This window comes from Pseudarthrobacter sp. L1SW (genome assembly GCF_020809045.1).
Taxonomy (GTDB): Bacteria; Actinomycetota; Actinomycetes; order Actinomycetales; family Micrococcaceae; genus Arthrobacter.
Genome location: NZ_CP078079.1, coordinates 1,670,976 through 1,684,061 on the forward strand (window position 1 = coordinate 1,670,976; position 13,086 = coordinate 1,684,061).

Consider the following 13,086-nt stretch of genomic DNA (forward strand, 5'->3'; position numbering starts at 1 on the left):
CCGGCGGATTGCTCGAAACTGGTAACAGCCTATGGACGCGGCATTTCCCGTCCGTGTCCGCATTGTTTCGGGCAGGTTACAGAATGCCCTGATATGGCAACGCTATCCTCTGTCCACAGTGTGGTCTAACCCCATCCACAGTGTGGTCGGGGGGAAGTCGCTAAGCTTGGACGGTGGTAGATCGCAAAGACATCGGCTCCTGGCTCTCCGGCCCCGACACCTCGGGCATATCCAAATACCCGGGGGAGCGCCTGGGACTGCCGGAGTCGGGGCCGGGCTCCATTGCGCGGGCGGGCCGCAGGATCGCCGCCATCATGATCGACTGGATCGTGGCGCTGCTGATCAGCAATTTCGCCTTTGCGGGCGACGCCTGGGCCACCCTGGCGATCTTCGCCGTCGAACAAACCCTGCTGGTAGGCACGCTCGGCTACAGCATCGGGCACCGTGCGGTGGGCATCCACGTGGTGAGGGCCGGAGGCGGTGCCCCGGGTCCGCTGGCCGCTTTGGTGAGGTCCCTGCTGCTCTGCCTGGTAATCCCCGCAGTGATTTTCGATCCTGACCATCGCGGCCTCCATGACAAGGCAATGAACACCCTGCTGGTCCGCCGCTAGGCACGGGAAGCCCGGGAGGGGAACGGGGCGGACCCGGCAGCCCCTAGACGGAGCTTGGCTCCCGGACGGGAGCGGCGGACGGTGCCCCGGCAACGCTGAGGTGCCCGCGTTTGCCTGCCCACCGTTCGAACAGGACCGTGGCGAACGGGAACACCGCGGACAGGCCTGCGAACAGGGCCACCACAAAGGGCCAACGCTGCAGCCACCAGAGTGCCAAGGCACAGACGCCATACCCCACGAACAGGGCCCCGTGGATGGGCCCCGCTACCTGGACGCCGATTTCCGTGGTGCCGGCAATCCACTTGAAGTACATGCCGACCAGCAGGGCAACCCAGCTGAAGGCTTCCGCGACGGCCAGGATCCGGAACGCGCGGATCACTGCTGTGGTCATGTTCATGGTGATGTCCTGTCCTGCCTGGGGGCTGCAAAGAAAACGCCCCGGCTGCCGGCTGAAGCCGGAACCGGGGCGGGATCAAAACCTAGCGCCCGCGGTTGGGACGCGCCTTGTAGGGGTCGATGCCCTTGGGAATGGGGAGGCGGTTGCCCAGCGACGAGATCCGCTTGGACACGGCGTTCACCTCAAGCTTGGTCAGTTCCTTCTTGAGTTTGCCCATCTTCTTCGCCACCTCGCTGAGCGGCACTTGGCCCTCGCCGCGGCCGCTTTCGATCACGTGCACGGTGACGTTGGGCAGGATGCGTGCCAGGCGCTTGCGTTCAGCCTCCAGCAGCGGCTTGACCCGGTGCGTGGGGCCTTCGCTGACGAGTACGACGCCGGGACGGCCAATGGCGCGGAAGACGGCGTCCTGCGTGCGCGGGTTAACGGCAACAGGCTGTTCCTCGGTGATCCAGCCGCGCCGCAGCGTGCCCAGCGCAGCGCCGGAGGCACCGGGCTGGTCCTCAATCTGCGCGAAGGCGGCGCGCTCGGCCCGGCGCGACAAGATGAACGTGGCGCCGAGAAGGCCCAGCGGGATGCCGATGATAAGGCCGGTGATCCAGTTGTCCAGCCAGAAGCCCACCAGGAAGCTGACAGCCACAACACCAAGGAAGACCAGCAGCATAAGCCACGGAACCATCGGGTCATGACGGCGGGTCATGGTGAAGACTTCGCCGATCTGCTTGAGCCGGCTGGGCTTCTTGGCCTTCGCCTCTTTGGGCTTCCGGGAGAAGAGGCCACGCTTGACTGCGCTGGAGCCAGACGGAGTGGAGTTGCTGGAATCAGGGGATTTCGCCATAGTCCCTCAATTCTACGTGACCAAAGCCCAAGGGCCGGCACCGGAGTCTTCCGGTGCCGGCCCTTGGCTCGCGCGGTGTTTTTGTGGAAGGCGGGCAGCTCAGGAGCGGGCTGCGAGCAGTGAGCTGGCTTCCTGGCGGGTGGTGCCGGAGTCCTGGATGCCTTCGGCGATGTGGGCGAGTTCGGCGGGGATGTCGCGGCCCTTCTTGCGCATGGCGGTGGCCCAGAGCCGGCCGGCGCGGTAGGAGGAGCGGACCAGCGGGCCGGACATGACGCCCAGGAAGCCGATTTCGTTGGCTTCGTCCTGGAGGTCCACGAATTCCTGCGGCTTGACCCAGCGGTCCACCGGCAGGTGCCGCTCGGACGGGCGCAGGTACTGGGTGATGGTGATCAGGTCGCAGCCGGCCTCGTGCAGGTCCCGGAGCGCTTCGGAGATCTCCTCGCGGGTTTCGCCCATGCCCAGGATCAGGTTGGACTTGGTCACCATGCCCAGGTTCCTGCCCTGCGTGATCACGTCCAGGGACCGGTCGTAGCGGAACGCGGGCCGGATCCGCTTGAAGATCCTGGGCACGGTTTCGACGTTGTGCGCGAACACCTCGGGCCTGGAATCGCAGATCGCGGCGATGTGTTCGGGTTTGCCGGAGAAGTCCGGGATCAGCAGCTCCACTCCGGTGCCGGGGTTCAGCTCATGGATCTTCCGGACCGTTTCGGCGTACAGCCACACGCCCTCATCGGCGAGGTCGTCCCGGGCCACGCCGGTGACGGTGGCGTAGCGCAGCTGCATGGCCTGCACGGAGCGGGCCACCTTGGTGGGTTCGAACATGTCCACCGGCGAGGGTTTGCCGGTATCGATCTGGCAGAAGTCACACCGGCGCGTGCACTCGGACCCGCCGATCAGGAAGGTGGCTTCCTTGTCCTCCCAGCACTCGAAAATGTTGGGGCAGCCGGCCTCCTCGCACACCGTGTGCAGGCCCTCTTTCTTGACCAGGTTCTTGAGCTGGACGAACTCCGGGCCCATCTGGACCTTGGCCTTGATCCAGTCCGGCTTCCGCTCCACCGGGACAGCGGAATTGCGCTGTTCAACGCGCAAAAGCTTCCGGCCTTCAGGTGCCAATGTCACAGTAGAGCTCCTTCGGGGGTAGCGACCAGGGCGTCTTCATTCTTGCGAAGTTCTTCGATGACCCGGGAAACAAGGTCGGCAGGGGCAACATCCTGGCCGGTTTCCTGGGCAATGGTTGTCACGCCGGCATCCGTGATTCCGCAGGCGATGATCTGTGAATACGGTGCAAGCTCGTTGTTGCAGTTGATGGCGAAGCCGTGCATTGTTACGCCTTCGTGCACCCGGATGCCAATGGCAGCGATCTTCCGGTCCGGGCCCTTGCTGTCTGCGGTGATCCAGACTCCGGCCCTGCCTTTGATGCGGACGGCGTTGATCCCGTAGTCGGCAAGAACGGCAATAATCACCGATTCCAGGCGTTCGACATAATCACGGATGCCTGCCCGGTTCTTCAGTTTGATGATGGGGTATCCCACCAGCTGGCCCGGACCATGCCAGGTCAGTTTCCCGCCGCGGTCCACCGGGACCACCGGGGTGCCGTCGAACGGCCGTTCGTGGTCCTCGGTCCGCTTGCCGGCGGTGTAAACCGGTGCGTGTTCCAGGAGGAGGACGGTGCTGGGGGCCACCCCCGCGACCACTTTGTCATGGAGTTCGCCCTGGATTTCCCAACCACGGGTGTAATCGACAAAATCGGGAGCAAGACCCAGCTGTGAAAACTCAAGAGTCATGGCATCCAGCTTAGACCCCGTGGCGTTCCCGGCCCGGTTTAGTGCTTAAGCTCACCCATCCCCTGGAGGCACGTCACAGGCTGCCCGACGCCGGTGCGGAGCGCGGCTGCGGGGCCTGTGGATAACTTCTGCGGGCCCCGCCAAATTCGGCTAGACATAAGCCATGGAAGATTTGCAGGCACCCGAGGTGCCGGGCTTCGCCGTCGAACGCTTGCTTGGGCAGGGCTGCAGCGCGCTTGTCTGGCTGGCCAGGGAGCAAAGGACGGGGCGGAACTTCGCGGTGAAATGCTTCCGCCCGGGCCCGGGCGGGGTAGAGGATGCCGAAGCGGTCACGGAAGACGCGGTGCGGCGCGAGATCCGGATCCTGTCTGCCCTGGACCACCAGCATCTGGTCAAAGCGTATGATGCCGTCCGGCTGCCCGGGCCGCCGGACGGCGGAACGGCCCTGGTCATGGACTACGCGCCAGGCGGGTCCCTGGCAGCCCTGGTAGCCAACCGCGGCCGGCTCAGTATTGGGGAGACAGTGACAGTGCTGACGCCCCTGGCCCAGGTCCTGGGCTACCTGCACGGCAAAGGATTTACCCACTCGGATGTCTCTCCGGGAAACGTCCTGTTCACCGGACAGGGCAAGCCGCTGCTGTCCGACCTCGGCATTGCGCGCATGTTGGGTGACCCCGGCAGCGCCGGGCGTTCCGGGACGCCCGGCTTCGTGGACCCGGCCCCGGTGGACGCGGTGCGGGGCCTGCAGCCGGAACGGGATGTGTATTCGACGGCGGCACTTGGCTGGTTCTGCCTCACCGGCCAGGCTCCGCCACGGACGGCTGACCGCCCGCCGCTGTCCCTCCTGGTTCCGGAGGTTCCGCGGGAGCTTGCGGCCGCCTTGGAGGCCGGCCTCAACGAGGACCGGAGGAGCCGGCCCACGGCGGCGTCCTTGGCCATAGCCGTCTACCGCAGCGCATCGCCCCGGCCGCTGGATCTCGCGGCCTCGGTCCATCCCACGGTGATCCCGGAGTTGATGACCCGCCGGCACGTCCCGGCACCCTCCCGGCGCGGAGCAGTGCAGGACAAAGCCGCGGCCGCTGTCAGGCGGATCGCCACTGCGGCGTGGGTGCGGCTGCCCCAGCCGAGGCAACGCATGCCTTTCCCGGACACAGCGGGTGAAGCCCACCCTTCCCAGGGCAAACACGCGCGCTCAGCTCCCGGCGCGCGCACACCGGCCGGCGGGGTCCGGCGCCGTGTGCGGGTGCTGCGCCTGCTGCCGGCCGCAGTGGCAGTGGCAGCTGCCGGCCTGTGGTGGCTTTCCGGAACTGGAGGCACGCCCGCCGAATCTGCCCCCGCACCGGGATCAGCCGGTGCCACCGCCGGACCGGCACCGGCAGCGGCCGGGACCGAAGGAGGGACAGGCCCGGCGGGTGCGGCCAGGCACCAGGCCGGGGCCGCCGATCCCGTCCAGGCTGTCGAAGGCCTGGCCCGCCTGCGGGACCTCGCCTTCAGCGGGGGCCAGTGGGAACTGCTGGACGAGGTCAATGCCAAGGGTTCGCCGGCGGCGGCAACGGACCAGCAGACGGCGGAACCCCTTCGCAGGTCCGGCCACGTCCTGGCCGGGTTCTCCAGCAACATCGACGAGCTCCGGACCGAGGACGGTGCAACCGCCGCCCGTGCCGTGGTGCTCCTTCTCTCGGGTTCCTCTGCATATGAGGTGAAGGATGCCCGGGGCGCCGTCATCGGCAAGGGGCCGGCGGCGGGCGCGCGCCAGCTCAGGTTGGTACTTGTGGCCGAGGACGGTACGTGGCGGATCAGCGACATCCTGCCGGGAAGCTGACCCGGCTGACCCGGCTGATCCGGCCGCCGGGCTGGTCAGCCCAGGCCGGCGCCTTCCTTGCCTGCAACCTTGTCCCTGCCGGCAACCCACTGCGCGGCCTGGGCCAGCGTGGGATGCTGCCACACAAACCCTTCCGCCTGCAGCACCGCAGGCTCCATGCGCTGGCTGGACAGCAGGAGTTCCTCCGCCAGATCGCGCATCAGCAGCCGCAGGACGGGGGCCGGGACCCGCAGGGCCGAGGGCCGGTGCAGTGCGTGGGCGATTTCCCCGACCAGCGCGTTGACGTCGGTTTGTTGGGGAGCGCAGACGTTGACCGGGCCGCTGATACCGGACTCCAGCAGAAAGAGGGACGCCGCCGACACGTCCGGAAGGGTTATCCAGGGCCAATACTGTCGGCCGTTCCCCAGCGGCCCGCCGACGCCCAGCCGGATCAGGGGCAGCAGCCTGCCCAGGGCGCCTCCCTTGCGGCTGAGGACCACGCCCGTCCGCGTCACCACCACCCGTACACCCGGGGGAGCGGTGGCGGCGGCGTCCTCCCACTCCCCGCAGATGGCGGCCAGCGTTCCGGAACCGCGCGGCGCATCTTCGCGGAGCACCGTATTTCCGGCGTCGCCATAGTAGTTGGAGCCTGACTGGCTCAGCAGGACAGGCGGCGGGGAATCAAGCTGCTGCATTGCCCGGGTGAGGGTACGCGTCGAGTCCACCCGCGAGCTGAAGAGCTCCTCGACACGCTTGCGGGTCCACGGCCTGTCACCGATGCCGGCGCCGGAGAGATTGACGACGGCGCCCGCCCCGGCGAGGGCCTGTGGGTCCAGTTCGCCCGCGGCCGGGTTCCAGCGGACTTCCGCCGCCGTGCCGGGGGCCCGCCTGACCAGGGACACGACGTCGTGTCCCGCGTTCCGGAACGTTGCTGACATGGATTTGCCGATCAGCCCGGAGGCCCCGGCCATGACGATGCGCATGGTCCATCTCACCACGCCACGGCCCCTGCGGCACCTCCCGACCGGCCGCAGAAGGGTTGACTATGATCGAACGATGACCTTTTCGAGCTACTTCCGTTTCCCGCATCTGCATGGCGATCTGGTCACTTTCGTGGCCGAGGATGACGTATGGATTGCGCCCCTGGGCGGCGGCCGCGCCTGGCGTGTCTCCGCGCTCCAACTGCCCGCCCGCAACCCCCGCTTCACCCCCGACGGCAAGCGGCTGGTGTGGACGGTGGTCCAGGGAACGGCACCTGAAGTGGTCTCTGCAAAGGTCGACGGCGGCGGGTACCGCCAGCTGACCTACTTCGGCCACAGCACCACAAGGGTCAAGGGCTTCACGGCCGGCGGTTCGGTGGTGGTCACCAGCGCCTTCCGGCAGGCCGAAAGCAGGCACACGCATGCCTACAGCGTGCCCCTGGAGGGCGGCTGGGCGGAGGAACTCCCGTTCGGACCAGTCGAGTCCGTGGCTTTTGGCCCCGAAGTGGGCGACGAGCGCCCCGTGGTGGTGGGCAGCGTGCTGTCCCGGGAACCGGCCTGGTGGAAGCGCTACCGCGGAGGCACGACGGGGAAGCTGTGGATCGACACGGATGGAAACGGGGAGTTCGAGCGGCTCCTTCCGGAGCTTGAGGGCAACCTCGCTGACCCCATGTGGGTGGACGGCCGCATTGCGTTCCTTTCCGACCACGAGGGTTACGGGAACCTGTATTCGGTCCTGCCCGGCGGAAAGGACCTGCGCCGGCACACGGACCACGAGGACTTCTACGTCAGGCACGCCTCCACCGACGGCAAGCGCGTCGTCTTCGAGTCCGCGGGCGAACTCTGGGTGCTGCACGATCTCGGTTCCGACGCCGTCCGGCTGGACATCAGCCTGGGCTCCGCCTCACAGTCCCGGCGCCCGGCACTGCTGAAGGCAGCCAAGCACCTCGGCGCAGTGGTACCGGACCCATGCGGCTCAGCCAGCGCGGTGGAATCCCACGGCACCATCCACTGGCTACGGCACAAGGATGGTCCGTCGCGCATCATCGAAGCCACGCCGGGGGTACGCGCCCGGTTGCCCCGGCCCCTTGGTGACGGCAGGATCGCCTACCTGGCAGACCACGACGGTGTGGAGGCGCTGTACATCAAGGACATTGCCGCCCCTGTGCCGCAGCCTGCCGCAGCACCCGGCACCGATGCACGCAGCCCACATGCCGCGGGCACGGAAAGCGGGGACGGGCGTCCGGATACAGCGGGTCAAGGGGAAAGCGTGGTGCTGCCGCAGCCCGTCCCGGCTGCCGGCGCCGCCGTGCTTGCCGGGAACACCCCGGCCGTCCACGCCTCGGACGAGCAGGCCGACGTCGCGCCTGGATCCGGCGCACCAGCTGCGGAAGCACCGGCAGGTCCGGCCGCAACCCGCATCGCTTTCCCCAAGCCCTCGCGCGCCAGTGCCTTGGAGGCGAGCCCGGACGGCCGCCGGATAGCCCTCGGGACGTCCTTCGGTGAGGTCTACGTGGCGGACACGCAGACGGGAGAACTGACACTCCTGTCAAGCATCGGTGAGGGCACGGTGGCCGACCTCGCATGGTCCGGAGACTCGCAGTGGCTCGTATGGTCGGAACCGGTCACGTCCTTCGGCTCCCGCAGCCGGCTGCGGCTGGCCAGCATTGCAAAGCCCGGCGCCGCCCCGGTGGACGTCACCGATGGCCGCTTCTGCGACCAGTCCCCGGCCTTCACCCCGGACGGGAAGTTCCTGGCCTTCCTGTCCAACCGCAGCTTTGACCCGGTGTACGACGGACATTCCTTCGACCTCTCCTTCCCCAGCCCCATCAAGCCGTACCTTGTGGCACTCGCTGCGGACACGCCGTCGCCCTTCGGCCCCGCCGTGGACTCCGAAGGGGCGGACACGCCGTCCGCTGGTGAGGCAGGCCGGAAGGACGAGGGCGGCCCGGAGCAGCCGGAGGTCCGGGTAGACCCCGAAGGCCTGGCGCACCGGGTCATCACCGTGCCCGTGCCGCAGGGCAACTACACATCCCTGAAGGCCGCCGAGGGCGCGCTGCTGTGGCTCGACTGGGCCCTGGCCGGCGTTACCGGTGATGGAAAGGCCAGCCAGGAGGACAAGGACTCCCGGCCAAGCCTGGTCCGGTTCGACCTCGGCCGGCGCAAGCAGGCCACCCTCGTGGACGCGCTGGACAGCTACCGGCTGTCAGGGGACCGCAGCAAGGTGGTGCTGATCTCGGACAAGCAGGTCACGGTGGTCCCCGCCGACGCCAAGGCGGATGAGGAGTCCGGGAAGCTGGTCAAGGTTGACCTGGGCCGGATCCGGGTGATGATGGACCCGCTCAGTGTTTGGGGCCAGGCCTTTGACGAGGCCTGGCGGCTGCAGCGCGATTTCTTCTGGACCGAGGACATGGCCGGGCAGGACTGGGACTCCATCCACCGCCGCTACCGTCCGCTCGTGGAACGCCTGGGCTCGCACGATGACCTGGTTGACCTCCTCTGGGAGCTGCACGGCGAGCTGGGCACGTCCCACGCCTACGTCCGGCCGGCTCCGGTCACCGAAAACGGCAGCCACGGCCAGGGCAGGCTGGGCGCGGACCTGGCCTGCACCGCCGCCGGGTGGGAGATCACCCGGATCCTGGCCGGTGAGTCTTCCGATCCGCTGGCCACGTCACCCCTGACCAGGCCGGGAGTGGGGGCGAAGGCCGGCGACGTCCTGCTGGCCATCGACGGCGTGCCGTTGTCCGAAGCTGTCACCCCGGCCATGCAGCTGGTGGGTGCGGCCGGACGCGCAGTGGAGCTGACCCTCCTGAACGGTTCGGCGCACGGGGCCGCCGCAGGCACCCAGCGCCGCGTCGCCGTCGTTCCCATCAAGGACGAGGAGCGACTCCGGTACCAGGAATGGGTGGCCTCAAACCGGCGCACCGTCCGGGAGGCCTCGGCGGGCACGTTCGGCTACCTGCATATCCCGGACATGATGGCCAACGGCTGGGCGCAGCTGCACCGGGACCTTGACACCGAGACTGCGCTGGACGGCCTCATCGTCGATGTCCGCCGGAACCGCGGAGGCCACACCTCGCAGCTGGTGGCGGAACTGATCGGCCGCAAGGTGACCGGGTGGAGCATGCCGCGCGGGGAAAAGCCGCGGACCTACCCGCACCACGCGCCACGCGGCCCGGTGATCATCCTGGCGGACGAATTCGCCGGTTCTGACGGTGACATCATCACGCAGGTGTCAAAGCTGCGGGGTATCGGTCCGGTCATCGGCACGCGCACCTGGGGCGGTGTGGTGGGCATTGACAACCGGTTCTCCCTCGCCGACGGCACCGGCGTGACGCAGCCGCGGTACGCCACCTGGTTCGGCGGCGGGGTGGGCTGGAGCGTGGAGAACTACGGTGTGGATCCGGACATCGAGGTCACCTACCCGCCGCATGCCTATGCCGCGGGCCGCGACCCCCAGCTGGAGTACGGCATCGGTGCGCTGAAGGAAATGGTCCAGGAGCTGCCCACGGACCGCCCGCCGGCCCGCGAAGGGTACCGACGCCTGCGGCCGGCTCCGCTCCCGGCGCGCCGCCAGGGGAACTGACCGGGGAGCAGCCCGGGGGCGCCAGCGAGGCACCCGAAACAGCAAAAAGGCCCTGCCTGGCCGGAAAGATTCCGGTCAGGCAGGGCCTTTTGCCGTCAGCCCTGGATCAGGGCTGGATCAGGAGCCCAGGGTCAGGACTGCAGCGTCGCATCCAGGGTGATGTCGATGCTTGCGAGGGCGCCGGAGACCGGGCAGCCCACCTTCGCTTCAGCAGCGATCTTCTGGAATTCCTCTTGGGAGATGCCGGGGATCCGGGCGGACATGGTCAGGTGGCTGCCAGTGATGCCGGTGCCCGGAACGAAGGTGACGTCCGCCTTGGTGTTGACTTCCTCCGGCGCGTGGCCGGCCTGGGCCAGCGCGTGGCTGAAGGCCATGGAGAAGCAGGCCGAGTGGGCTGCGGCAATAAGTTCTTCAGGGCTGGTCTTGCCGCCGGAAGCCTCGGTACGGGCCTTCCAGGTGACCTCGTAGGTGCCCAGGCCTGAGCTGTCCAGCGTGGTGTTCCCCGAACCCGTCATCAGGTCGCCGTTCCATACCGTGTGCGCGGTGCGTGTTGCTGCCATAACCACTCCTCAAGTCGATTCGAACCGGGGCAGGCCAGTGCCTGGCCCCGCCGTCTCCCATCCTAGGGACTTCCCGGGAGCCGTGCACCAGCTGTCCGCTGTCAGAGGATTGTGACCAGGGCAGGCGGGTAGCCACCGCGGCCAATACATAACGACGGCGGGACATAACGACGGCGGGACATGACGACGGCGACGCCCCCGGCTGAGGGGGACGTCGCCGTGATCGCGTCAGCGGCCGGCGCTTACTTCCAGAGGGTCGCGATGGCGATGTTCAGCAGCGCGAGGCCGCCGACGCCGTGCGCCAGGCCCGCGCTGATGTCCTCGCCCTTCTTGTACTTCCGGCGGCCGATGAAGGCCAGCACGCCCACGGCGAGGGCAACGGCGAACTTGATGCCGAGCTTGAAGTAGTTGGCGTCCATGTCCAGGGCCGGGATCAGGCCCATCAGGGCGACGCCTGTGAGGAGCTGGAGCATGGCGCCGTCGAACTGGCGGGGGTGGACGGTGGGCTTCTTCATCTGGCCGATCCAGATGCCCACGATCATGGCGGCGCCGACGATGTGCAGGAAAACCACGATGTTATAGACGATGTTCATGGGACCAGTGTAGCCAGAGATTCTACAGCCTGTAGTAGTTAAACGCCGACGGCGGTGCAGGCCGCCCGGTGGATTTCCACCGGTGCCTGCACCGCCGTCGTGCGTTTTGGTCCGTTACAGGCCCAGGTCAGCCTCGAAGGCGCCTTCTTCAAGGCGTGCCTTCAGGGTCTGGAGGAACCGGCCGGCGTCCGCGCCGTCCACCAGGCGGTGGTCGTACGTCAGGGACAGGTACATCATGGAGCGGATGGCGATCGAGTCGTCGCCGTTTTCATCGGAAACAACCACGGCACGCTTGACGATGGCGCCGGTGCCGAGGATGCCTACCTGCGGCTGGTTGATGATCGGGGTGTCGAACAGGGCCCCGACCGAGCCGATGTTGGTGATGCTGAACGTGCCGCCGGACAGTTCATCCGGGCCGATCTTGCCGTCGCGGGTGCGGCTGGCAACGTCGGCGATCTTGCCGGCCAGGCCTGCGAGGTTCAGGCTGCCGGCGTCGGAGATGACCGGGACCAGCAGGCCCTTGTCGGTGTCGACGGCGATCGCCAGGTGCTCCGCGTTGTGGTAGGTGATCTCCTGCTTTTCCTCGTCGTACGCAGCGTTGAGCTTGGGGTGCTGCTTGAGGGCCTCGGCCACTGCCTTGGCGATGAACGGCAGGAAGGTCAGCTTCACGCCGTTCTGCGCCTGGAACGAGTTCTTGGCACGGGCGCGGAGCTTGGCCACCTTGGTCATGTCCACTTCGTGGACCTGCGTCAGCTGCGTGGAGACCTCAAGGGACTCGCGCATGCGGCGGGCTATGACCTGGCGGATGCGCGGAGCCTTCTGCGTGGTGCCGCGCAGCGAGGAGACTGCGCCGTTGGATGCTGCGGCGGCGGGTGCTGCCGGGGCCGAAGCGGCTGGAGCGGCGGCCGGTGCAGCCTTTGCTTCGGCCGCGGCAATGACATCCTGCTTGCGGATGCGGCCGCCGACGCCGGTACCCGAGAGGGAGGTGATGTCCACGCCGTGCTGGTTTGCCAGCTTGCGGACCAGGGGAGTCACGTAGCCGGATTCGCCGCCGGCAGCGGGTGCCTCGGCTGCGGCCGGGGCGGACTGCGGTGCACTCGCCGGTGCAGGCGCTGCCGCGGGGGCCGGAGCTGCTGCCGGTGCTGCTGCGGGGGCTTCCTGCTTCGGTGCCTCCTGCTTGGGCTCTTCCTGCTTCGGTGCCTCCTGGGCGGGGGCGGACTGCGGTGCTGCAGGTGCCGGAGCGGCAGCCGCGCCTGAGCCGATGACGGCCAGGACGGAGCCAACCTCTGCGGTCTCGTCCTCGTTGACGCGGATCTCCTGGAGCGTACCGGCCACGGGGGAGGGGATTTCGGTGTCGACCTTGTCGGTGGACACCTCCAGCAGGGGCTCGTCCACCTCCACGGTGTCTCCGACGGCCTTCAGCCAGCGGGTGACGGTGCCTTCGGTGACGCTTTCGCCGAGGGCCGGGAGGGTGACCTCGTGGCCCTCGCCGCCGCCTGCAGCCGGAGCCTGCTGGGCCGGTGCCTCTTCGGGCGCTGCTTCCTGTGCAGGGGCTTCGTCCGGTGCGGGGGCCTCGGTGGACGGGGCCTCGGCGGGGGCGGCCTGCCCAGCAGCCGGGGCCTCTTCGGCAGGAGCTTCTGCGGCGGGTGCACCACCACCGGAGCCGTCGCCGATGCGGACCAGGGGAGCGCCGACCTCAGCGGTCTCGTCCTCGGCGACCAGGATTTCCTCAATCACGCCAGCTACAGGAGAGGGGATTTCAGTGTCTACTTTGTCGGTGGAGACTTCGAGCAGGGGCTCGTCCACCTCTACCCGGTCACCTACCTGCTTGAGCCAGCGGGTGACGGTTCCTTCGGTGACGCTCTCACCGAGGGCGGGCAAGTTAACGGATTCAGACATGTCGTCCCCGTTCTCCTTATTGATCTTTAGTGCGGATGAT

At 68.0% G+C, this 13,086-nt stretch carries 11 protein-coding genes; 3 read left to right on the forward strand and 8 right to left on the reverse strand.

What is annotated here, in order from left to right:
- Positions 1-173 precede the first annotated feature (173 nt).
- Entirely contained in the window at positions 174-611 is a 438-nt protein-coding gene (locus KTR40_RS07675; protein WP_228405770.1) for an RDD family protein, read from the forward strand.
- 43 nt (positions 612-654) lie between these two features.
- On the opposite strand, the gene KTR40_RS07680 is transcribed toward KTR40_RS07675, so the two are convergent.
- The 4 genes from KTR40_RS07680 to lipB form a co-directional block, all read right to left on the reverse strand.
- Positions 655-1,008: a DUF3817 domain-containing protein gene (locus KTR40_RS07680; protein WP_228405771.1), complete on the reverse strand. Its 354-nt coding sequence runs from the start codon at positions 1,006-1,008 to the stop codon at positions 655-657.
- 82 nt (positions 1,009-1,090) lie between these two features.
- Positions 1,091-1,843, reverse strand: a complete 753-nt coding sequence (locus tag KTR40_RS07685) for a DUF4191 domain-containing protein (RefSeq protein WP_139028879.1) — start codon at positions 1,841-1,843, stop codon at positions 1,091-1,093.
- Between the two features lie 99 nt (positions 1,844-1,942).
- On the reverse strand, positions 1,943-2,962 hold the full coding sequence (gene lipA, locus KTR40_RS07690; RefSeq protein WP_228405772.1) for a lipoyl synthase: 1,020 nt from the start codon (positions 2,960-2,962) through the stop codon (positions 1,943-1,945).
- Positions 2,959-3,627, reverse strand: a complete 669-nt coding sequence (lipB, locus tag KTR40_RS07695) for a lipoyl(octanoyl) transferase LipB (RefSeq protein WP_228405773.1) — start codon at positions 3,625-3,627, stop codon at positions 2,959-2,961. Before lipB ends, lipA begins: the two co-directional genes overlap by 4 nt.
- Positions 3,628-3,790: 163 nt before the next feature.
- On the opposite strand from lipB, the gene KTR40_RS07700 reads away from it, so the two are divergent.
- Positions 3,791-5,449 carry a serine/threonine-protein kinase gene (locus tag KTR40_RS07700; RefSeq protein WP_228405774.1) on the forward strand — a complete coding sequence of 553 codons (1,659 nt, stop codon included), beginning with the start codon at positions 3,791-3,793 and terminating at the stop codon, positions 5,447-5,449.
- Positions 5,450-5,484: 35 nt separating this feature from the next.
- Here the strand turns inward: KTR40_RS07700 and KTR40_RS07705 are convergent, their stop codons facing one another.
- A complete protein-coding gene (locus KTR40_RS07705; RefSeq protein ID WP_228406061.1) occupies positions 5,485-6,411 on the reverse strand; it encodes a TIGR01777 family oxidoreductase in 927 nt (308 codons plus the stop codon).
- A 73-nt stretch (positions 6,412-6,484) separates the two neighbouring features.
- Here KTR40_RS07705 and KTR40_RS07710 point away from each other — a divergent pair, with 73 nt between their 5' ends.
- A complete protein-coding gene (locus KTR40_RS07710; protein ID WP_228405775.1) occupies positions 6,485-9,994 on the forward strand; it encodes a S41 family peptidase in 3,510 nt (1,169 codons plus the stop codon).
- 131 nt (positions 9,995-10,125) lie between these two features.
- Here the strand turns inward: KTR40_RS07710 and KTR40_RS07715 are convergent, their stop codons facing one another.
- The 3 genes from KTR40_RS07715 to sucB all read right to left on the reverse strand — a co-directional run bounded on the left by KTR40_RS07715 (position 10,126) and on the right by sucB (position 13,046).
- The gene (locus tag KTR40_RS07715; protein ID WP_228405776.1) at positions 10,126-10,554 is read right to left on the reverse strand and encodes an OsmC family protein; all 429 of its coding nucleotides are present in this window, start codon (positions 10,552-10,554) and stop codon (positions 10,126-10,128) included.
- A 242-nt stretch (positions 10,555-10,796) separates the two neighbouring features.
- On the reverse strand, positions 10,797-11,147 hold the full coding sequence (locus tag KTR40_RS07720; RefSeq protein WP_139028889.1) for a hypothetical protein: 351 nt from the start codon (positions 11,145-11,147) through the stop codon (positions 10,797-10,799).
- Positions 11,148-11,261: 114 nt separating this feature from the next.
- Positions 11,262-13,046 (reverse strand): 2-oxoglutarate dehydrogenase, E2 component, dihydrolipoamide succinyltransferase, encoded by a 1,785-nt coding sequence (gene sucB, locus KTR40_RS07725; RefSeq protein ID WP_228405777.1) that lies wholly within the window; start codon positions 13,044-13,046, stop codon positions 11,262-11,264.
- Positions 13,047-13,086: the final 40 nt, after the last annotated feature.